The sequence below is a fragment of the Acinetobacter sp. 797_lipA genome (assembly GCF_058243025.1).
On sequence record NZ_JBZAYQ010000001.1, the window covers coordinates 3,363,243 to 3,384,439 of the forward strand.

The window sequence follows — 21,197 nt, forward strand, 5'->3', positions numbered from 1 at the left end:
AAATCATTTTTTACTCAGCTCCAAGTTGTAGATTCCAGCGATTAAATTGAATCTCAAACCAAGCCTTTTACCTCTATTTCGATAACGCTCAGCAAGAATTTTGAAGTGAACCGTACCGGGTTTGTCGGAGACTCAATATTCTGAGAGACTATTCCGATGAAAAAACCAACCTATACCCCCGAAATTAGAGAAAGAGCGGTTCAATTACTAGATCTCTTGCGAAAGTAAAAACCACCTCAATATAAATTTCATGAGATATCAGAAATTAAATCGTTTTTCAGATTCTGAATTCAAACGCTTGGTTGGCGTACCTCGACATGTTTTTACTGAAATGGTAGAGGTTTTAGAAAAAGCAGAATCACTCAAAAAGAAATCAGGTCGTCCTCATACTTTAGATATAGAGGATCAGTTGTTATTAACTCTCAATTACTTACGGAACTACAGCACTCAACTGGAATTAGCGGCAAATTACCATATCGCTGAAAGTAATGTGAATCGAACCATTAAAAAGGTTGAAGATGCATTGATGAAATCAAGACGTTTTACTCTGCCAAAACGAAGCATTACCACGGCAGACGAACACTTTAACTGGGTAATTATTGATGCGACAGAATGTTCAATAGAACGTCCGAAAAAAAAATCAGAGTAAATTCTACAGTGGTAAAAAGAAGAAATATACGCTAAAAGTACAAGTGATCTATCATCCGAACAGCAAACAAATCATAGGGCTAGATATATCGAATGGCAGTCAGCATGACATTAAATTGGCAAGAAAAACGGTTAAGAAATTCAAACATTGTGAATATGTTATGACTGATCTAGGGTACTACGGATTAGAGCAAGATGGCTTTAAATTATTGATGCCAATAAAGAAAAAGAAGAATTTACCTTTATTTGATGTTGAGAAAAAGTACAATAAAATGGTTGGAAAAATACGAGTTGTGATCGAACACATTAATAGTCAATTGAAAACATTTAGAATATTAAGTGAACGCTATCGAAATAGACGGAAAAGATTCGGCTTACGCATTAACTTAATTGCTGCACTCGTAAACCGGATAAACTTGCAATAATGACTTTCGCAAGAGATCTACTAATTGAATCTGAAAAAGATTATCCTTCTACTTGGGCTGCAATCACAGCAATTGCGCCTAAGATTGGTTGTACACCTGAAACACTTCGTGCCTGGCATCAAAAGCATTTAGATCAGCAAAATCCTATTAAAGTACAACAGATATCTGATCAAGAAAAAATGAAGCAAATGGAACGTGAAATTAAAGAATTAAAGCGTGCCAATGAAATTCTACGTAAAGCAGCCGCTTTTTTCGCCCAGGCGGAGCTCGACCGCCCACACAAATAATGGTGGATTTCATCCATAACAATAAAGACTTATATGGTGTTGATGCGATTTGTAGGATTTTACCGATCGCAGCTTCAACCTATTACCGAACTTTAGATCTCGCTGACAATCCAGAACATCGAGCGAAACGAGATCTACATGATGAGCATCATGCTGAACAAATTAAACGAATTTGGAAGGAAAGTTCAGGTCGATATGGTGTACGTAAAGTTTGGCAAAAATTGAAACGTGAAGGCTATGTTATTGCACGTTGTACAGTTGCTCGATTGATGCAGAAGCTAGATATACAAGGTGTTTGGCGTGGTAAGAACAAACAAACTACCCGCAACCGAGATGATCAAAAACGAGCAGATGATTTAGTGAAACGTAATTTTAGTGCTGATCGACCTGACCAATTATGGGTCAGTGACTTTACGTATATTCAAACTCATTCAGGCTGGGTCTATACCGCCTTTATTATTGATGTGTTCTCACGAGCAATTGTTGGATGGAAAGTATCTACACGGAGGAATACAGATATGGTGCTCGATGCACTTGAGCAAGCATTGCACGATCGAGGCATGCCAAAGAATGTGATTCATCATTCCGACAGGGGTGGGTGTGCAATATCTTTCTATTCGCTATACCAATCGTTTAGAAGCTGCAAATTTACGAGCATCAGTCGGTACAACTGGTGATTCATACGATAATGCTTTGGCTGAAACGGTGAATGGCTTATACAAAACAGAGGTGATTGAATATTTAAAAGCAGATTGGCAAGGTTTAGCAGATGTACAACTTGCGACACTAAACTGGGTAGATTGGTTCAATAAAAAGCGTGTACACAGTGCACTGGGTTATGTGTCGCCTTTTGAGTTTGAAGCAATGTACTATGATAAGATTAACCCGTTAGGTCAGGTGGCTTAACTTAAATAAAAAAGTCTCCGACAAACCCGGTACGGTTCATAGTCTTGTAACTTTTAAAATGCTATTTTACCTATAATGTTCTACTACGCTTAAAGTGAATACTCTCATGATAGGAAAAACCGCTCTTACACTACTTGGACTGAGCTTGGCAGCTACATCAACTATAGCTGCTCCAGATGCTTCAGCACCACTAAAGTTAAGACTAGCTATTGGACTTATGAATATCTCAACTGATACAGGTCAAGTAAACTGTATAAGTAATATTATCTCGCGTTCAGTTCCTTCTACTCATGCGAATGCGGTAGCAGAAGTAGAAAAACTAAAGCCTAGTTTCGTTAGTCTTTGTGAAGAGAAGTCTGGCAGAAAATCAATCGGAATGGTTCGATGGGACTCAAATCAATATGGTGATAGCAAGATTGAAGAATGGCGTATACACTCGAGAGATACCGTTGTCAGTATCCAGTAAAAAACTTATAAAAACAGCCTTATAGGCTGTTTTTTTATCTAGTACAAATCAGAACTAATATTTATTATATGATGAACCGTACCGGGTTTGTCGAAGACTTTTTATTTAAGTTAGGCCTTATAAATTACTGTGGTATATCTGTTTATCTTTACCACCCAACCAAACTAAGTATTCATTTTCGATCGCCTGCTTATACGCCCAGTCGGCAACCCGATGCGAACGTTGTAGATCGGTTAAAAAACCTAATTGAGAAATTTCCCGAACAATAGATTGATCATGTAGATAGTTCCGCTCCTGCCACTGTTGCAGAAATTGTTCTGACGCCAAATAATTACTTTTTTGTGAGTTGCACTTTTCATCCGCCAGGACAAAATTATGTCCGGTATCGGCAGGATATAATGACCATGGAATAAAATGATCCACGGCATATTTTGAATTTTTGAGACTTTTTCCACAGTAAAAACACTGGTATTGCTGTAAATCTATTAAGTAGTCCGCGACCCGCCCTAGTTGATTGCGACTTGGTGCAAACATGAATTCATCCAGGTCAGGTAATCCATCTAATACTACCAGGTTATGCTTATTCAACCGGACAAAATCAATCCAGCGCTTCTGGCAAAGCTCTTCAACAATTTCACTAAACTGCCTCAAACAATACATCACTTTGGGTAAAAGCTTGAGGGACTGTTTGGAGTCTTCAAGGCAATAGAGAAATTCTACCGTTTGACCATTCAGATTCTGCAAATATACTACCGGCATTTGCTTTACCGTTGTTGCCACTGTTCGCTTTAGCCTGTTCCAGTAAAGTACATCTGTTCTCAGTGCGGCCAAGGTCTTGAATTGTTGCTGTGCCTTTTGGATTTCACTGATGATTTTTGCTTGCTGTCCAGTGGATTGTTTAAGGAAAAAAGGTTCATATTGGTTAAACTGAAACGGTAGTGACTGTTTCCAGTACAGGTCAATAAATTTTTCAGCGATATCCTGATATTCCAAATGCAACGCAGCACCAGTATCTTGACCCTGTTCAATCGCTAGACGTGTGATGCTTATCAGCAAGGCAAACTTATAGGTCGAAGTAAACGTCCCTGACTGTAAAATCTGCTGAATGTGCTTTAAGAATTTTAGCTGTTCATGATGTGTTGGTATTTCAGCTGTACTAAACAACACGTCTAAGCCTGCATTTTTCTAATCAGGATATTTAACCACTCTTCTGTACTGTCTGGACGTTTATCTACAGTAATCCATTGCTGTAACAGTAAAGCCTGATCTATTTGTTTGAGTAAGTCGTAAGCTTGCTGCTCATTCAAGTCAGTAAAGCTGCGCCCTTCTTTCTCACGGTCTGAATCGCCATATTTAAAAGACATGTAACACACACCATTTGGCTTTAATGCTTTAAATAAGCGCCCCAACACTTCAGTCAGGCGATCTCTTTCACAGTGTAAAAGAGAAGCACAGGCCCAAATCCCATCATACTTAGCTACTTCATTCAGCTCATAAAAACTTTGCTGACGTACCTCGATGCCTGTCAGCTCTCTCGCCTTTTCAACCAGCTCGATAGAATAATCAATTGCCTCAACTTGATAGCCTTTTTTCTTAAATGCCAAAGTGTCCCGCCCCGAGCCACAGCCCAAATCCAGGATCAATGCCTGTTCCGGCAAATATCTTAGAAATGGTGTGTAAAGACTTTCCATCTCAACCTGATAGGTATTTTCAAAAAATGCTTGAGCATGTTGATTGTAATAATTTGATGTTTGATTCATTGTCTAAAAGCCAATATCTTATGTTAAAGAACATACTGATATTTCACTAGCTAAGTCAAATGATCAGTCCTATGAATGAATCAAACTTTTATTTCACTGTATCCCGACAACTGAGATAGAAACCAAACTGGTTCTTGTAAATGGAAAAAATATGGGCTTCAGATTTCGCAAGAGTATTAAAATATTACCTGGATTAAAAATCAATCTGACGCATAAAGGCATCAGCAGTGCAAGCATTGGCAAGCCTGGTGCTTCTTTAAATATTGGTAAAAAAGGCGCCCGAACCAGCGTTGGTATTCCAGGCACAGGCCTATCCTATTCCAAGCACCAGCCCTATAAGAAGAGAGTTGGCAACCAAAAAATCCTACTCAGGAACAGCAATCGTTCTATAGATCACATACTGAGCAACCCAAATCGAATGTCTGGATTTGGGTAATTTTTGGATTATTTTGTTTTATTGTCGGGGCTATTATTTTTTAGAATTAGCCGACCTTTGTACCCATAACATTTATTCCGCTAGGCAAAATTAAATTCACTCATTACTATGGACGGATGTTAAATACAATAAAGGCTGCCGCTGATGTCTGATCATGACAGTACTCTGGATTATGATGAAAATGATTTAATCGATTCTCCCTTGTCTCAAATTTTACAAGAGGATAATGAACAAATTGAAGTTCTAATTTATCGATTACCTGATAGTGACTGGACACTGGAAGTGGTAAACCAAAATGGTACTTCTACGGTATGGGATGAAACATTCCCGTCAGATCAGGAAGCTCTATCTGTCGCTTTAGATGGAATTAAAGCCGCAGGCGGTATTCAGGCCTTTTCAGAGCTCAGTGACCTTGAAGCAAAGAACAATATTTTTCCTGAATCCCTTACTCGCCATTAAAAATGAAGCTGCTGGCTTGGATCTGAGTCAGTATTTTCTGGATTCTTAGAACCTGTCGCGATGATAGGTTCACTTCAACCCAAACCCATCTAGGGTTGAAGGGTCAAAGTTTTCATCAAACATAAACTCATCTGCTCGCTCTTTTCTTAATGTCGCTAAGGCATAAAAGAAACATTTCTCACATAACTGCAATTCATATCTTTCCCCGTCATGCTTGGAACCATAGCCCCAATGCGCCGATAAAGTGCCAAACTCCAGTTTCGTTGATTGGTTGCATATATCACATACAACATCTGTAACGACTTCTACCTGTTTCTATTGTTTAATTTCCATATACGGCTCCCGATATCAATCATGTTAAATTTGTCTACATACTTATCAAAAATTGACTCCTGTTTGGTTTTAATTACCATTAAAAAAGATCAAATTTGAGCATTGTTATTGTAATAATCAACTATACTCATCCCTACTGTATTCATTGTAATCTGCTATGTGAACATCATAATAGAAACATGATATTTTTTGCCAACTCACAAATATAGCTAACTAATAGTGAGTATCTAATCGAGGAGGAAAATTTGAAACTTTCAATAATAAATAAACTTTAAAAACAAGGAAAAAATGATACCTCCTGCCATATTCAAAAACTCTAAATATACGTAAGTATTGCTGTATTATTTTTATTCAATAGCACACATGGATCTGACATCTGAACTACTTTTGAAGTTTCCAGCAACACAGATAAGTACTCTAAAAAATTTCAAAAAAAGGAGAATCACCATTCATCCACAAGCGTATGGTTTCAACTTATGCTACTTAAATATGTTTAAAAATCTCACTGCAGATTTAGATATTTCTAATCGCATAAAAGAACTCCATGTGTGGAAAACTTCAGAATTTGATGGCTACTCCATTTTCAATAATATTAACTTATATCTTAGCTATTTAAAGCAAGATATTAATGAAGTCACTTTAATTATTCATCATCAACAATCTTTTTCAGAGGATGAGTTAGCATTTCTGATGGAGTTATGCAGTCGTGAATTTATTCAATTCATCAAATCTACAAAATTTGATATTCGTTCGTTAAATCCACGAAAAACATTGCATTTAATTAACACACATCTTTCACGTCAAACACTATTAACTCTTAACAAAGAATCATCTTTGAAGCCACACCATCAAATGAGCCTAGAGTTACTTGCACACTTGCTTTCATGCTCTCGAAACCAACTCAATCAGCGGATGAAAAAGATCAAGCAAGAACGTACACAGATTTTTAATGAATTATCATTACACAGCAGATGTGTAAAAGATCTCTTAGATCACTCAAATAGCGATCTGAGTGCAGAAAAAATTTGGAGATCTTAAATGTCTAATGATCTAAACGAACATTTTGATTTACCAATGATTTCAATTAAAAGAACAATTGAAAAATTGTTCGGTGATGAGCAATTTGAACGTGCACAACATATCAACTTTGTGATTGAACTATTGTCTTCTCAACAGACTGACAATTTTCTGGTTGGTCTCAATCTCGATTACTTTGATATCGATATAAAGTTTGATTCGCAGCTGCCGACACCTCCGGTAATCTCTTTCACGAAAAAAGTTAAGATTAGTGATTTATCCATTACGTCATACATCAATTCAATTGCGCAATTACCTGCATCACACACGCATGCAAAAAATTGGAATATTCTAGTTTTAAAAGCGGCAATTTATTTAATTGCTCTTCCTGAGCTTAAACCAGAGCTTTTTAAACAAGCACACACAGAACACTTCAATACCGTAAAGCGCTTATTCCAGCGCTTTAGGACTGCAAATAAAAATTTAGATACTGAAAAAAAATATCAAAATACACAAGAGTATCAACGTCTCTGGAGTACCTATCTTCAAGATCCAACACAGAGCTTAGAGCAATTTATTCAACATCTGATCACATTAGATACGGATGAATTGCCTGAGTTTGATCGCAATCTACTCAATGATATTCGCATTACTTTTAACTATGTTTTAAAAAACAAAGCGAAGATTGCACGTGCCAGTATCGATACACAGCTTCAATATCAGTTTCTTGATGAAGAACAATTCATTGAAGAAAGTATCGAAATAAAAAAAGGGGCCTCGCCTAAGGCACTGAGTATAGAAACGTTAATTGATGAGCCGCTTCATCGGCAAATTGTTGTCAATCCAACTGACGTCACACCACTCGCAGCACATTCAGAAACAAGTCAAAATTATATTCTACCGCTTGTTGCAAAACATATTCAACGCAAAGAACATTTACTCACGTCGAGTAGTTTTTTTCCGAATCCATCTAGCGTGAACCATCTCCTGAAAAGACTTCATGTGGACTACTCTGAACATCAAAATAAAAGTGCTTTGATCCTAATGCTCGCATTTTTGACCGGTAATAGTGTGAATGAGTGGCTATATATACAAAGCAAGCGAGCTAAAAAGTTAAATAACCGCCAAAAATTGATCTATAAAAATGATCAGGTCTTCTTAAACAGTCACTTTAATGTATTTGAGAACCGCAATTTTGAGTATTCAGACAACTTGCTCAATCAGACGATCTATTTAGACATTCCAATCCCGAATCTATTCATTGAGGATCTGCGCAAAATGGATTCGGTTAGTTTCGATGATATACAGCAATATTTACGCAAATTAAGACAAGAATTATTGATTCCAAAACTGTCTGTCGTAAAGGTGAGTTCTCTACTGCATCATACGGTTCTTGCAAAAACAGGGAATAAACAACTCGCAGATTTAATCACAGGGATTGATGCCAATCAGTCATCATCTGTTTCTTATTGTCATCAGAATATTCCACGATTACATGCACAATATATTGATATTCTAAAATCACTTTGTGCAGATGTAGCAAGCACATATGAAAGTTGTGTACCTTCGCTCCCTGATTCAATAACTCATTTTGGTAGTCGTAAAGCTCCAAAACCACAGGTCATTACAGAGATTTTTGCTGTATTGAAGTTTAATATTTTTTCACAAGCTGAAGACGATCTGATTGCTATATACAACCACTACAACATATGGATGTGGCATATCCTCCTTCTTTTTACAGCAGCACGCCCCGTTGCTGAATTCCCTGGATTTCTTAAAAACTTTAATTTAAAACGCCAAATTTTGATGGTTTCTGACAAAGAAGTAGGCGGCCGCAATGGATTCGGACGTCTAATCCCACTTTGTTCATTTTTAGTTGAAGAGATAAAAAAATTCCTTAAATTTTTAGAATATTTTTCGACTCTAATCATGATGAGTCAACCAGCTTTAAGTGATGTCATACAACAAATCAAAATGAGTAAGCTCCCACTCTTGGGAATCATTCAGAATAATGACTGGATACCGTTAAGCCCATCTTCAGTAAAAAAATTTCATCCAGAATTAGGACTTGATCATGCAAATTGGCATCGCCATACAGCTCGTGCATTTTTGACTCATAAAATTACCGAACCTGAGATTTTAGCTCTCTTTGGACATGAGCTCATGCAACAAGAAGCAGCCCATCCTTTTTCCAGTTTATCACTATCTCAATTTTCTAAAATTGCGAATGTTTTAGAGCAAATGAAAGATCAATTTAAAATTAGCGGGATTGAAGTTCATGTCATCATTCAATAAAAAAATCCCAAAAAAACGCTATGCTGAAGATAGACGTCAACTTCAACGTAATGAATTAGAAAAGAACCTACGAGCTGATGCAGAACAAGAGCTCCGACAGTACTTTGATGAGCAAAAATTCTCAAATGAAGACTTAATTCAAGCTTATCCTGCAATTTATGAGTTTATTAAACGTAAAGCACCGAATCTTGCCTGGAAAAAATATGCTCATGAATTCTTCCGAACATATATCGAAGACCTCAATAAAAGTAATAACCTAGACCTCCCACTACCTTATCTCACCTTTGAGATGAAACGCGATGAACCAATTTTCACCCTAGATTGGATCCAAGCCGGTCATGAAATTGACATCATCCTCGAAAAACTGTGGGATTACTGGATTCTTGCTCAAGATAGTTCCGCTTTTTCTGATGATGAAATTATTGGGAATATTCTGCTTTGCTCAATGTTATACGGTGGATTAAATCAAATAGCTTCATTAAATGCTTTGCTCGAACATTTAAAAAACCCTGAAAAAATCCAAAAAATTTTCGATTTTAATATCATCTTTTTAGAGCCACTTTCTCCAAGCTATGGCGATCTATTTGTTGATGAAAAAACAATTCGAAAATCACGTAATTTTATCCCAGATCAACTCACACGACTCTGGCTCATTCACTTCAATACAAGACAAATTCGTGACATCAGTCTAGACGTGAATGCGTATCTGCACCTCATTTTTCAAAAAATAAAACATCCATACACCAACAAGACTTTTAAGTTTTTACGTGACTACGCCAATTTTAATTGGCTACAACTGCAGAACGCAGATGTTGATCCTGCCCTTTCACAATGTTTGTTAGAAAACACTCTCACGTGTGGTTTATCAGAACATGAGTTTGAAAACTTTGCATTCCCAAAATTTAAAACTCAATTAAGTGCTGAAATCGAACGAAATGTCTCTTCTACAGCCAAAGCCCTACCAGATCTCAATACGTCTGAAGCAGTAGAAAATGTGATATTTATTCATAAAAACTTGCTGAAAATTATGCGCACATCAACGGACCAAGGCACTGCTAAACTCATTATTGATTTTTGCCTGCGTCACCAAGAGCAGTTTAATGAGTTTTCTAAACGTATTATTTTGTGGCTCATCAGTCTCTATCGACCAAGTTCAGAGCAAATAAAAAAATTATCAGCCACCTTTGATTTTGATACAACTCAGTACACGAAGGCATTTCAAGACAATCAAAAACTCGCAGATAGTTCAATCTATACATATTACACCCGGATCGCAGAACCGTTTTTAACTCATGCCTTACAATACATCGATGCCGACGATGACATTAATGATCTGCTGAACAAAATCTATCAACAAATCATTAGCAATACACGACTTGCTGATGAAGTAGATCAACCTGAGTTTAAAAAATCTAAAGACCAAACAATCCACATGTTGAAACGCTTTCATACCTTTCAACAAATTGTTTTTCAAGCAGAAGATTTCGAACTTGAATTTATTGCATCGCAAAGTCGACCACGGGCACGCATCATAGGTCACACAGCCTTCCAGGTCATATTAAAGAAGTTAAATCAGCTCTTACATAACCAATCCATCTCAGACCATCACTATAAATTATTAAAAATCATTTATATTTTGGCTTACCGTACTGGTATGCGTATTAACGAAATACTCGGGTTACGTGTAAAAGATATCGAGGGTTTAAATCAATTTTCTATCTGGGTTCAACCTTATGGTTCAAAAAAACAAGGGAATCAACATCTGCTCAAAACGGATAGTGCGGAACGGATTGTGCCTGCATACGCTTTGCTAAAAGATGATGAGTACCAATTCTTTAGCGATTTTGTTGTTGAAAAACGCTTAGAAAATAAGAAAATTTTATATTTATTCAGCAACTTGAATGAAAATAAAAAACTGAATAAACACACTGTCACCGCACCCCTAAAACTGATATTAAATCAGGTCTTTAAAGGGCATCATTACTCCTTTCACTCTTTTCGTCACACTACAGCGAATCATTTATCGCTTTTACTGAACTCTGAATATGCACCACTTGTGCAAAAGCTAACTGACTATAGCGAAAACGAATATCAAAAAATTCGAGCCGAGCTACTTCAAAATCAACATGGACAAAACCATTGGTTTGTTATTGCACATCTCTTAGGACATATAGAGCCAGTTGAAACATTCAAAAGCTATATTCATTTAAGTTATCTCATAGCTGGTCAAAAACTACTAAAACATCATCCAGATATGCCTAATGAATTGGCTAAAAAAATTATGGGCCACAATGTAACGTTTAAAAATTTGCAAATAACAAATGATGAAAAAGACTTTAATTTTGAAAAAAACCAGGCCGCTCTAGCAACTATATTATTGAACGATCAAACAAAATGGCTTCAAAGTAATGCTACTGACATTTTAGATGAACTGTCGTTACAAATAGATCAATCCCATGATTTTTTTGCTTTCTTTGTTGGAACAGAAGATTCTAAAATTTCACTTCAACGCTTCTATGAAACGCTCAATATATTGGAGACTACTAACGATCCTAAAAGTACAGCTCAACGTATGTACTTGCCAGAAGAACTCGTCAATTATTGGTATGAAAATGCCCTAAATTTAGCAAACATTAAATCAAAAAAAGGGAATCCCCGTTTATTTAGTATTGATAGCTCAACCCACTTAAAACCAGCAATGCTTGATAGCGCTGAAGAGCTTCATGCAGTGACTTATTTTTTTGAACATCTACAGAAAATAGCTCGTAAAAAACCAACACAAATTGCATACGTCCTGAATGTATTTTTAAATCGAGTGACTGCTTCACATACCGGTATCCATTATCGCTGGAAGGATATCGATCAACTCGAACATTTTTACTCCCAAGTTAAGGCTTTATTTCCCCATCAATTTTGGCATTTACTTGGACAAGACTTGGTACAATTGTTAGATAAAAAGAAACAACCTTTATTAGTAAAGCTGGCTAAATCGAGCACAACAGATCATCCTACGACTCAAGAGGAATTTCCTCGTCTACAACTCTACTCAGTAAAAGATGGTCATGCTCTTGCTGCATTTAAATTTTGCTTACATCTAGCTTGTATTGGCAGACCTCGATCTCTTAAACTGCAAGTTGAAGGTCTAAAAATCAATACATGCGGTTAAATAATTTAACCGTTGCTTCCTTATCTAAAGCCACATTTAATATATCTTTAGCAAAAATTGGATGTCTAAAAAACAATAAGAAAATAGTATAAATTCTATGTATCAGTAACCTCTGAAACAGAGATCAGTTATGCGTAAAACATTAGAAAAAATTGCAAAACAAAAAAAGGTATTGGCTAAATCTGTTTTATCAGCTGCAAAACAACTTAGTTTGACACAGGACCAGCTTGCTATCGTTCTCAATTTAGATTCAGTGGAAACTTTAAATTCGCTTGAGTTAGATCCCGATTCAAGTCAGGGAGAACTCGCAATTATTTTAATTCGTATTGCGATATCATTAGATGCTCTAACAGGTGGAGAGGCTAAATGGATGCAACATTTTATGAATGTCACCTAATAAATTGTTGAGTGGTATTCCAATAGAACAGATTCAGAACCCTCAGGGATTGGCCTCTGTTTTACAATTGGTGGAAGGCCTTCAGACTAAACTTTAAGATAAGCAAAGTATTACAGAAAAATTTGAAAGTGATAGTCCTCTCCAATAATTCAAATGCGAGGTATAAGAATCCCCTCTTCTTTTCAAGATCTATATGTCTGACCTAATTCCGTCAATAATACAGTCAGCAAAGCTGAATGGGCTTGATCCGTATGCCTATTTAAGTGATGTGCTGAAAAGGTTGCCGACACAAAAAGTGACCCAAATAGAAGAATTACTAACACACCGCTGGAAACCTGAACCGAATTAAAAAATAGCTATGGGGTTCAGCGGACGCTTATGTATTAGATTCTTTTAGATTTTAAATATCTAATTAGACTTCTTTAATCTAATAGGATCTAATCAGCCCATAAAGCACCTCATTACCGATCAACGAGCACAGTTAATAACTCCATTATTTTGTGTTTTAATAGATATATATAGATATAAGACCCAGTATTATGGATTTAAAATTCAAAAAACCTGAAGAGGTTGTTACTTCATTATGTGAAAGGCTTCGCAAAGAACGACTTTATCTGGAAATGACTCAGGCAGACGTCGCTACACGTGCTGGTGTTAGTGTGAATACAGTATCTAATCTGGAAGCTGGTAGAAATGTTTCATTTGAAAATTTAGTACGTGTTGCCATGGTATTAGGCCGATTAAAAGAATTAGAGGAACTCTTTAAACCTCATTTAAACAGTGTAAATGACATTCTCCGCTATGAGAGCAATACGGCTCGCCAACGTATCAAAAGGAAATAAGTCCATGCTCAAAAAACTTAATGTTTACTACAATGGATGGGGTGAATATTGGCTTTGGGGTACACTGGTCTCCTCAACCGCAATCACAGGTCGGCCATTAATCGCCTTTGAATACAGTGCAGAAGCGATCAGTAAAGGTTTAGAACTTTCCTCTTACCTACTTCCGTTAAAAGGTGACCCATTAAGAACGAACTTTCCTGCACATCAAATGGGATTGCCAGGTCCTATATATGATGCCTTGCCCGATGGTTGGGGCATGCTTCTTATGGATCGCTTATTTAAAAAAAATGGATTTAATCCTGCACGGATTGGGCCATTAGAAAGACTCACGTATATTAATACACATGCGATGGGAGCATTATCCTTTGAACCTTCAGCAACTGAGTTAGCATTAACTGAAAATATCCCACTGATTAAACTCGCTCAAGAAGTTCAGGAAGTTCTCAAAGGAGAAGGTGCAGAATTTTTACAGCATTTATTAATTATGGGTGGATCTCCACAAGGTGCAAGGCCAAAAGCGCTCATCTATCGTGATCCTGTCACCAACGAATTCTCAACAGTTAGCTCACATCAACATGAAGCTTGGCTGATCAAATTTCCCGCTCAGCAAGAGCATCCTGAAGTTTGTGCAATTGAAGCTGTTTATGCAGAATGTTTGCGTCATTGTCATATTGATACCCCTGACACTCAATATTTTACTCTTCCGAATGGATTAACCGCATTTGCATCAAAGAGATTTGACCGCCACGATGGCATGCGTATCCCTATGCAAAGTTTAGCGGCCTTCACCGGAGCTGATTTTAAATCACCAGGGAGTTTAGACTACAGTAACTTTCTTCGCGCTGCACACTTTTGCACCAATGATGTTCGCGAAAAAGCAATTGCATTCAAGCGAGCTGTTTTCAATGTAGTCTTCAATAATCGAGATGATCATTGCAAAAACTTTTCATTTCTGATGTCCCAAAATGGGCAATGGAAACTCTCCCCTGCCTATGATGTTACTTTCTGTGAAGGGCCAGGTGGATATCATCAAATGGATATCATGGGTGAGGCACTGGATATTCCTCGACAAGCTCTTGTAAAACTTGGTACTCAGGAAGCTGAACTTTCTGCCCAAGAAGTCGATGAAACTATTAGTTCGATTTGTAAGGTTGCAATCCGATTCAGCAATATCGCTCATGATCTATTACCTGGACAAATTCAAGCAGAGACTATCCAAATGATCCAAAATAGGATTGAGCATAATATCAATTTATTGCACTAAATAGCTTGAACCGTACCGGGTTTGTCGGAGACCAACTTTCCTGCGATGAGAAGCATAGTTTCGCAAGGGAACATCGAGCAAAACGAGATCTACATGATTTTCATCATGCTGAGCAAATCAAACGAATTTGGAAAGAAAGTTCGGGGCGGTATGGCGTTCGTAAAGTCTGGCAACAACTGCAACGAGAAGTTATGTTATTGCGCGCTGTACAGTTGCTCGATTGATGCAAAATCTTGAAATACAAGGTGTATGGCGTGGTAAGAATACAGATATGGTGCTTGATGCGCTGAGTTATGTATCGTCTTTTGAGCTTGAAGCAATGTACGATTATAAGATTAACCCGTTAGGTCAGGTGGCCTAACTTAAATAAAAAAGTCTCCGACAAACCCGGTACGGTTCAATCCTGCATCAGGACCCGTGCCGCACGATACTGGATTTCCTGTTCTGAAGTTCGATCGTTAAGCCACCCTGCCAAGGCATGAATATGCTCGGTTTTCACCATGAGCTGATCTTCAAAACGTAGTAAATTTTCCAGCAAAACTTTTAAAGTTTTTGGTAGTCGGGACAGGTCACCTAACTGCACTTGCAATTTAGACAGGTTGAAAATCTGATAGTGTTCTGAACCGACGGTTAATGTTTCTAAAGTATTAAAACTATTGATGTTACTATACTTAGCCGTCTAGTTTCCCTCCGGCTTGATATGCTATTTTTATGATCACAGTCAACCATTCCTTTACTTACTGTATGCTAACTGCACGGCGGGTTTGTTATTATTTATTATCAGATTGCGCTAGGCAGTTAAATGCAGGGCTGTCAGGAAATTTTGCCAGAGAGTTGCCAACAGTTCAGATCTGGCTGCCAATTACGTAAGGAGATTAAGGTAAATTGAACCGCGTATTTTAACTGTATTTTCAGAGTGATTTCAGATCACTACGTAACTAGGGCTTTTACAGATCGAAATGATAAAGTCATAAATTGCTTTTCAAAAAAAAAGAAACTAATATGTTTCTTACAGGATCTAAAAGCAATAAATGTATCTACAATGAATAAGTCTTTACTTCAGCAAATCAAAAAAAGACGAACCCAATTGGGCTTAAAGCAAGTTGATATGCAATCGCGTACAGGCATTTCAAGACAGCAGTACCAAAAACTGGAAAGTCAGGGCAACCCTCGATTAGAGACCTTAGAAATTATAGCGGCAGGATTAAATGCTCAACTGATGCTCATCCCTGATGATAAGGTTCATTTGATCAGACAATTATTGAATGATGAAATTAAAGTCACTATTGAAGATCAGGATGACTTAATGACTAACCCATGGAAGGGTCTTCTCGGAGGAGAGCAACCATGAATACTGTTGCCGTCCTGAAATTAACATTACATCACGGTATCGTTGGATACTTGGCAGGATTTCAGAGCGGAAAAAATATTCTGGTTTTTACAGATTCTTTCCGCTCTGATCAGCAACGCCCGACCTTGAGCCTGCTGACTTCCCCCTTGTATCCTCAAGTGGATAAGATTTTAGAAAAGACCTATGTTACACATCAGCGTTTACATCCCTTGCTATCAAACTTGCTACCAGAAGGTGCATTACGCGAACTGATTGCACAAAGCCTCAAAGTACATATAGACAATGAATTTCAGTTATTGGCAGCTTTAGGTCATGATTTACCTGGTGCACTCATTGCGACTCCATTAGATCCAGAAGAAATTCCAGATGAAATAAAATTCAAACTGCAGATCTCTAATCCAGATCAGATCTTAAAGCAAGAGATTCGAACAGATAATAAGTTTTCCTTGGCCGGCGTCCAAATGAAGTTTTCCATGAAAGCCAAAGATGGGCGTTTTACACTAGTCCAGGCAACGGAATCGTCTCTACTCGGGGACTGGATTGTCAAAACTCCTTCTTCCAGACATGCTTTTGTTCCGCTAAATGAATATTCTATGATGAGCCTTGCCAAAATGGTCGGAATAGATGTCCCTGAGATTCGCTTGGTGGATATGGCACTCTTACAAAACCTTCCACCATTAAATTTACCCCAAGAGCAATATGCTTTTGCAATCAAAAGATTTGATAGACAGAGTACTGCTGATACTACAGAGCTTATTCACATCGAAGACTTTGCTCAGATCTTCGGTGCATATCCACAGCAGAAATACAGCACCACAAATTATGAGCAGATAGGAAAGATCATTTATCAATTTTCAGATAACAAAATTCTTGATATTCAGCAATTTGCCAGCCGCTTACTTGTCAACATTTTGCTCGCCAATGGAGATGCACACTTAAAAAACTGGAGTATGATTTATCAGGACAAAAGAACACCAAGATTATCTCCCGCATACGATATATTGATGACTAGTGTATATATTGAAAATGAGCGTCATTTCGCATTGAATCTTGCCAAAAATAAAGATTGGTATTTAGCTGAGATGAAACACTTCGAACAATGGGCTGAAAAAGTCGGTGTTCCATGGCGTGTTATTGAAAAACAACTTCACGCGATCATGAACAAAGCACGGTCAGTATGGCCAGTGCTATTACTAGACTTACCTATGATTTCTGTTCATAAAGAAAAATTAAGAGAACATTGGAAAAAATTGCATCCAGACTTTCAGATACTTACAGATGATTAGGGTAATCTGAAACCAAACTAAAATTTCTCAAACAAGTTCATCACGTCATTTTCCGTCAGTTTCGCTTCGCCTTCATGATCTGTACTTAGAATAGAGTGTGCCAGTTCTGCTTTATTTTGCTGTAAGGCAAGAATTTTTTCTTCTATGCTTTTATTGGTAATCAGCTTATAGACAAATACCGGCTTGTCCTGTCCAATCCGCCATGCACGATCTGAAGCTTGATCTTCAGCAGCAGGGTTCCACCATGGATCATAGTGAATGACCGTATCTGCGGCAGTTAGATTCAGACCGACCCCTCCTGCTTTCAGACTGATTAAAAATACCGGCACTTGTCCAGACTGAAATGCTGTAATGACCTCATCTCGCTTTTTGGTCTTTCCAGTCAGCTTCACATAGCCAATTTCTGCGTGATGGAGCTGTTGTTCAATCAGTTCCAACATTGAGGTAAACTGAGAGAAAATAAGAATTTTTCGTCCCTCTTCCACCATTGGAACAACCATATCCATCAACTGTTCAAGTTTGGCAGAGTTTGCCTGCCCAATTTTCACTGAATCCAGCTTTAGTAAGCTAGGATGGCAGCACACCTGACGTAGCTTCAGTAAGGCATCTAAAATTTGAATTTGACTACGTTTAAAGCCTTTTTCTGCCACAATTTTCTGAATGCTTGCCTGCATCGTGGCACGAACAGCCTCATATAACTTGGATTGCTGGTCATTCATATCAATATTGACTTCAATCGTGGTTTTTTCTGGCAACTCTTTGGCTACGTCAGTTTTCAAGCGACGTAAAATGAAGGGCTTAATCCGGTTGACCAACTTTTGCCTTAACTGCTGATCACCGCGTTTTTCAATCGGATGACGGTACTTTTTATTAAAAATTTCTTGTGAATATAAAAATCCTGGCATCAGGAAATAAAATAGTGCCCACAGCTCACCCAAATGATTTTCCATAGGTGTACCGGTTAGACATAGACGATGTCGCGCTTTTAATTGCCGTACTACCTGTGCAGCTTTGGCACGCGGATTTTTGATATTCTGCGCCTCATCCAAAATGAGTTGATGATATTCATATTGCTTTAATTGTTCTTCATCTCTCGCTAGAAGCGGATAGGTGGTTAACACAATATCATAGTGCGGAATCTGCTCAAAATTCTGATGGCGGTCGGGCCCCTGTAGCAGCAATACCTTGAGCTCAGGGGTAAATTTCTCCGCTTCTTTGAACCAGTTATGCATCAGCGATGTGGGTGCAACAATTAAGGCGGGACTGTCCTGCAAATATCCAGCCTGCTTTTCCATGAGTAAATGGGCTAAAGTTTGTGCTGTTTTCCCCAAGCCCATATCATCTGCCAGAATCCCGCCATGCTGGGTTTCCCTTAAAAACTGTAACCAGCCTAAGCCCTGCTGCTGGTATGGACGCAACTCCCCCTGAAAACCTTGTGGTGTCGGCAGTTGTTGCTGGTAGCCTTGTTTGAATTTCTGTACAAATTGCTGCAGGCGATCACTGACCTGCCATGTCATCCCAAGATTATGCTGCAATTCTAATAATTGACTCGCATCATAGCGATCAATACTGCGCTCTTCTTGCTGTAAAATGCTCTGCAGATGCAACAATACCGGCTTAATATCCCTAGCGGATAGAGCCAAATCAGGTTGATCAACTGCAGTTTTCACGGTGAAAATTTGACTGTCATGCAGATGAATAAAAGTCCGCGGATCAAGTAAATCAGGATTTACTCGCACCAAAGCTACGAGCGCATCAAGCAAATTATAAGAATTGCCTGCACTGTCTTGAACCGTCGCCCCGATATTGAACCAGTCCTGCTGACCTTCAGATTCAGTGATAGAAATATTTAAATTTTCAACATATTGCAGATTAAAGGGGCTGTTATTCAGATGCTCTATCTGCCAGCCCATCAACTCAATTTGATTGATGGGCATCAGCTGTTTGATCCAATCTCCATAGAAAGCAAAAACCATAGAATCAAGACGTTGTTTATTCAGTTTTAATTGATGGTCATAACTAAGATCTTTCACCCACTTCAGTGATTCGACCAATAGCTGTAAACGTTGGATTGACTGTTGTTCCTGAACTAAGTCCCGAAGCTGTCGTACCATTTTGTCATGCTGCTCACCAATAAAACTGTCGCCTGATGTACCTGCTTTTATTCTTCCGCCTGCATAGGAGAATTCAATTTCAGCACAAACAGACTCTTCCCATTTCCAATCAAATTTATCTAAAACACCGAAGCGTAAAATTGGCTGGGGACTACCCTCAAGGACATCAATATGCTGAATAGACTCGGGCTGAGGCAGATTTTTCACGTCTGAATATTGATGAGTCAGTTTCTCAAACTCTGGCAAGAGCATAGATGGAAGATCAGGCATCTGTAAAAAATGGTACAGAAGATTTGCCGTATATTCACCATATAACTGGCCCACCGTGTTCTGTTGAATATCCACATAACATGGTGGATGACTCGCGAGAATCTGAATATGTGGATTTGATTTCAAATCGAGTCGAATATCACCATTGACCAATTCAATGTTTAAATGCTCTGTCTGTTTGTTTACACCTTGTTGCCAGATCAGTTCGATGTGATAGCCTTGTTCTGACCATTGAAGTGCAGTATGGCTCTTTTTTTGCCAGTACACATCGCCACTTTGAATAAAAGATTTGAAATGCTCCAATAAAATTCCGGAGATATCAAGATTGCTTTGATAAAATCGTTCGTCACTGTTTATTTTGGCATAATAATAAATCTGGTTAAATAATTGTCGTTTTTGTTCAGGTAAAGTCAGATGCTTTCTGGTGATATTTTCATATTGGGTATAATAACTTTCCCCCGCAATTGAGCCGTTTTTATTGCGTCTGGCCTTCTGAACATCAACTGTCAATTTCTTTAAGCTGACAGACTGATCTAGCAGGTAAATTAAATAATTGTTTGTTTTGACAGATTGCTCTGGTTCAGTCTGTTGTAAATACCGTTTAAAATCATTCAACCAGCGCTGTGCCTGATCATCCCCCCGTAGGCGTTTTGCGATTCCCTGCGGGGATTGAGAGTCAGCATAACGCTGCTGAAATTCCTGGCGATATTCCTGAAAGAATAACCGCGCTAAAGCAGCAGCATGTTTACAGTTATATCCAACCGGACAAGTGCAGTCGTCATCAATTAAACGGTCTTTTTTAAGATTATAGGTAATCGCGGTATCGTAATAATCTGTCCCTTCAATTTGAGCATACATCGTGACATCTTCATTTTCCTCAAAGAACTCAATTGTTTCCCTATCAATGTGTTTAGCATAGCTCAGACTGCGCTGAAGAGTTGCAGTACTAAAGCGAGATAGAAAATTGATCAATGAGGACATAATTACCAGACACCAAAATGTTTATACAATTATAACGGACAAAGCTGTCATTTCAGAACAGTATTGCTCGCCAATGTATTAAAAGGAAATAAATCCATGCTCAAAAACTTAATGTTTACTACAATGGATGGGGTGAATATTGGCTTTGGGGTACATTGGTCTCCTCAACCGCAATCACAGGTCGGCCATTAATCGCCTTTGAATACAGTGCAGAAGCGATCAGTAAAGGTTTAGAACTTTCCTGCACATCAAATGGATATCATGGGTGAGGCATTGGATATTCCTCGACAAGCTCTTGTGAAACTTGGTACTCAGGAAGCGGAACTTTGCGTCCAAGAAGTCGATGAAATTATTGGCTCGATTTGTAAGGTTGCAATCCGATTCAGCAATATCGCTCATGACCTATTACCTGGACAAATTCAAGCAGAGACTCCAACTGATCCAAAATAGGATTGAGCATAATATTCATTTATTGCACTAAATAGCTTTCACAA

The 21,197-nt window shown here is 38.1% G+C and carries 14 protein-coding genes, 8 pseudogenes and 1 other annotated feature; of the genes and pseudogenes, 16 read left to right on the forward strand and 6 right to left on the reverse strand.

All coding sequences use genetic code 11. The features are described 5' to 3' along the window. Positions 1–3: 3 nt before the first annotated feature. Positions 4–105 (reverse strand): annotated as a pseudogene (locus AC4CU2_RS16560) (IS5/IS1182 family transposase); the annotation flags it as partial. 145 nt (positions 106–250) lie between these two features. On the opposite strand from AC4CU2_RS16560, the gene AC4CU2_RS16565 reads away from it, so the two are divergent. The 3 genes and pseudogenes from AC4CU2_RS16565 to AC4CU2_RS16575 all read left to right on the forward strand — a co-directional run bounded on the left by AC4CU2_RS16565 (position 251) and on the right by AC4CU2_RS16575 (position 2,732). Continuing rightward, a protein-coding gene (locus tag AC4CU2_RS16565) for an IS5 family transposase (RefSeq protein ID WP_094148576.1) occupies positions 251–1,073 on the forward strand; the annotation gives its coding sequence in 2 pieces (ribosomal slippage) (positions 251–631 and positions 633–1,073; 822 coding nt in all). Continuing rightward, positions 1,073–2,266, forward strand: a pseudogene (locus tag AC4CU2_RS16570) (IS3 family transposase). Before AC4CU2_RS16565 ends, AC4CU2_RS16570 begins: the two are co-directional and overlap by 1 nt. Further along, positions 1,318–1,434 (forward strand) — a sequence feature (AL1L pseudoknot). It overlaps the preceding pseudogene by 117 nt. 106 nt (positions 2,267–2,372) lie before the next feature. After that, positions 2,373–2,732: a hypothetical protein gene (locus AC4CU2_RS16575; protein ID WP_039890772.1), complete on the forward strand. Its 360-nt coding sequence runs from the start codon at positions 2,373–2,375 to the stop codon at positions 2,730–2,732. A 117-nt stretch (positions 2,733–2,849) separates the two neighbouring features. On the opposite strand, the gene AC4CU2_RS16580 is transcribed toward AC4CU2_RS16575, so the two are convergent. Together AC4CU2_RS16580 and AC4CU2_RS16585 are read right to left on the reverse strand one after the other, a co-directional pair. Then, positions 2,850–3,899 carry an HNH endonuclease gene (locus tag AC4CU2_RS16580; protein ID WP_005401670.1) on the reverse strand — a complete coding sequence of 350 codons (1,050 nt, stop codon included), beginning with the start codon at positions 3,897–3,899 and terminating at the stop codon, positions 2,850–2,852. 2 nt (positions 3,900–3,901) lie between these two features. Beyond that, entirely contained in the window at positions 3,902–4,492 is a 591-nt protein-coding gene (locus AC4CU2_RS16585) for a class I SAM-dependent methyltransferase (protein ID WP_005401669.1), read from the reverse strand. 151 nt (positions 4,493–4,643) lie between these two features. On the opposite strand from AC4CU2_RS16585, the pseudogene AC4CU2_RS16590 reads away from it, so the two are divergent. Further along, positions 4,644–4,972 (forward strand): annotated as a pseudogene (locus tag AC4CU2_RS16590) (DUF4236 domain-containing protein). A gap of 100 nt (positions 4,973–5,072) precedes the next feature. Continuing rightward, entirely contained in the window at positions 5,073–5,387 is a 315-nt protein-coding gene (locus tag AC4CU2_RS16595) for a hypothetical protein (RefSeq protein ID WP_005401667.1), read from the forward strand. A gap of 69 nt (positions 5,388–5,456) precedes the next feature. Here AC4CU2_RS16595 and AC4CU2_RS16600 read toward each other — a convergent pair whose 3' ends face one another. Further along, positions 5,457–5,666, reverse strand: a complete 210-nt coding sequence (locus tag AC4CU2_RS16600) for a hypothetical protein (RefSeq protein ID WP_306179411.1) — start codon at positions 5,664–5,666, stop codon at positions 5,457–5,459. A gap of 417 nt (positions 5,667–6,083) precedes the next feature. On the opposite strand from AC4CU2_RS16600, the gene AC4CU2_RS16605 reads away from it, so the two are divergent. The 8 genes and pseudogenes from AC4CU2_RS16605 to AC4CU2_RS16640 form a co-directional block, all read left to right on the forward strand. Beyond that, positions 6,084–6,758, forward strand: a complete 675-nt coding sequence (locus AC4CU2_RS16605; RefSeq protein WP_005401665.1) for a hypothetical protein — start codon at positions 6,084–6,086, stop codon at positions 6,756–6,758. Continuing rightward, positions 6,759–9,032, forward strand: coding sequence for a hypothetical protein (locus tag AC4CU2_RS16610; RefSeq protein WP_490769127.1), 2,274 nt, complete (start codon positions 6,759–6,761; stop codon positions 9,030–9,032). Further along, a complete protein-coding gene (locus AC4CU2_RS16615; RefSeq protein WP_490769128.1) occupies positions 9,016–12,198 on the forward strand; it encodes a site-specific integrase in 3,183 nt (1,060 codons plus the stop codon). Before AC4CU2_RS16610 ends, AC4CU2_RS16615 begins: the two co-directional genes overlap by 17 nt. Positions 12,199–12,328: 130 nt before the next feature. Then, positions 12,329–12,692, forward strand: a pseudogene (locus tag AC4CU2_RS16620) (MbcA/ParS/Xre antitoxin family protein). Positions 12,693–12,800: 108 nt separating this feature from the next. Next, positions 12,801–12,944 (forward strand): annotated as a pseudogene (locus AC4CU2_RS16625) (transposase domain-containing protein); the annotation flags it as partial. Between the two features lie 190 nt (positions 12,945–13,134). After that, positions 13,135–13,437 (forward strand): helix-turn-helix transcriptional regulator, encoded by a 303-nt coding sequence (locus AC4CU2_RS16630; protein WP_004681114.1) that lies wholly within the window; start codon positions 13,135–13,137, stop codon positions 13,435–13,437. Between the two features lie 4 nt (positions 13,438–13,441). Then, entirely contained in the window at positions 13,442–14,701 is a 1,260-nt protein-coding gene (locus tag AC4CU2_RS16635; protein WP_005401660.1) for a type II toxin-antitoxin system HipA family toxin, read from the forward strand. A gap of 68 nt (positions 14,702–14,769) precedes the next feature. After that, positions 14,770–14,966: pseudogene (locus AC4CU2_RS16640) on the forward strand (IS3 family transposase); the annotation flags it as partial. Between the two features lie 135 nt (positions 14,967–15,101). On the opposite strand, the pseudogene AC4CU2_RS16645 reads toward AC4CU2_RS16640, so the two are convergent. After that, positions 15,102–15,362, reverse strand: a pseudogene (locus AC4CU2_RS16645) (hypothetical protein); the annotation flags it as partial. A 381-nt stretch (positions 15,363–15,743) separates the two neighbouring features. On the opposite strand from AC4CU2_RS16645, the gene AC4CU2_RS16650 reads away from it, so the two are divergent. Next, positions 15,744–16,052: a helix-turn-helix transcriptional regulator gene (locus AC4CU2_RS16650; protein ID WP_005401656.1), complete on the forward strand. Its 309-nt coding sequence runs from the start codon at positions 15,744–15,746 to the stop codon at positions 16,050–16,052. Continuing rightward, positions 16,049–17,338, forward strand: a complete 1,290-nt coding sequence (locus AC4CU2_RS16655) for a type II toxin-antitoxin system HipA family toxin (RefSeq protein WP_096911307.1) — start codon at positions 16,049–16,051, stop codon at positions 17,336–17,338. The genes AC4CU2_RS16650 and AC4CU2_RS16655 overlap by 4 nt, the downstream gene beginning before the upstream one ends. 17 nt (positions 17,339–17,355) lie before the next feature. Here AC4CU2_RS16655 and AC4CU2_RS16660 read toward each other — a convergent pair whose 3' ends face one another. After that, positions 17,356–20,703: a DEAD/DEAH box helicase gene (locus AC4CU2_RS16660; protein WP_096911308.1), complete on the reverse strand. Its 3,348-nt coding sequence runs from the start codon at positions 20,701–20,703 to the stop codon at positions 17,356–17,358. Positions 20,704–20,949: 246 nt separating this feature from the next. On the opposite strand from AC4CU2_RS16660, the pseudogene AC4CU2_RS16665 reads away from it, so the two are divergent. Then, a pseudogene (locus AC4CU2_RS16665) lies at positions 20,950–21,184 on the forward strand (hypothetical protein); the annotation flags it as partial. Positions 21,185–21,197: the final 13 nt, after the last annotated feature.

Bases quoted from the DNA above. Each gene is read 5' to 3' on its own strand.
- AC4CU2_RS16575 (WP_039890772.1), top strand. From the start codon at position 2,373: ATGATAGGAAAAACCGCTCTTACACTACTTGGACTGAGCTTGGCAGCT.
- AC4CU2_RS16585 (WP_005401669.1), bottom strand. From the start codon at position 4,492: ATGAATCAAACATCAAATTATTACAATCAACATGCTCAAGCATTTTTT.
- AC4CU2_RS16595 (WP_005401667.1), top strand. From the start codon at position 5,073: ATGTCTGATCATGACAGTACTCTGGATTATGATGAAAATGATTTAATC.
- AC4CU2_RS16605 (WP_005401665.1), top strand. From the start codon at position 6,084: ATGGATCTGACATCTGAACTACTTTTGAAGTTTCCAGCAACACAGATA.
- AC4CU2_RS16610 (WP_490769127.1), top strand. From the start codon at position 6,759: ATGTCTAATGATCTAAACGAACATTTTGATTTACCAATGATTTCAATT.
- AC4CU2_RS16615 (WP_490769128.1), top strand. From the start codon at position 9,016: ATGTCATCATTCAATAAAAAAATCCCAAAAAAACGCTATGCTGAAGAT.
- AC4CU2_RS16630 (WP_004681114.1), top strand. From the start codon at position 13,135: ATGGATTTAAAATTCAAAAAACCTGAAGAGGTTGTTACTTCATTATGT.
- AC4CU2_RS16635 (WP_005401660.1), top strand. From the start codon at position 13,442: ATGCTCAAAAAACTTAATGTTTACTACAATGGATGGGGTGAATATTGG.
- AC4CU2_RS16650 (WP_005401656.1), top strand. From the start codon at position 15,744: ATGAATAAGTCTTTACTTCAGCAAATCAAAAAAAGACGAACCCAATTG.
- AC4CU2_RS16655 (WP_096911307.1), top strand. From the start codon at position 16,049: ATGAATACTGTTGCCGTCCTGAAATTAACATTACATCACGGTATCGTT.
- AC4CU2_RS16660 (WP_096911308.1), bottom strand. From the start codon at position 20,703: ATGTCCTCATTGATCAATTTTCTATCTCGCTTTAGTACTGCAACTCTT.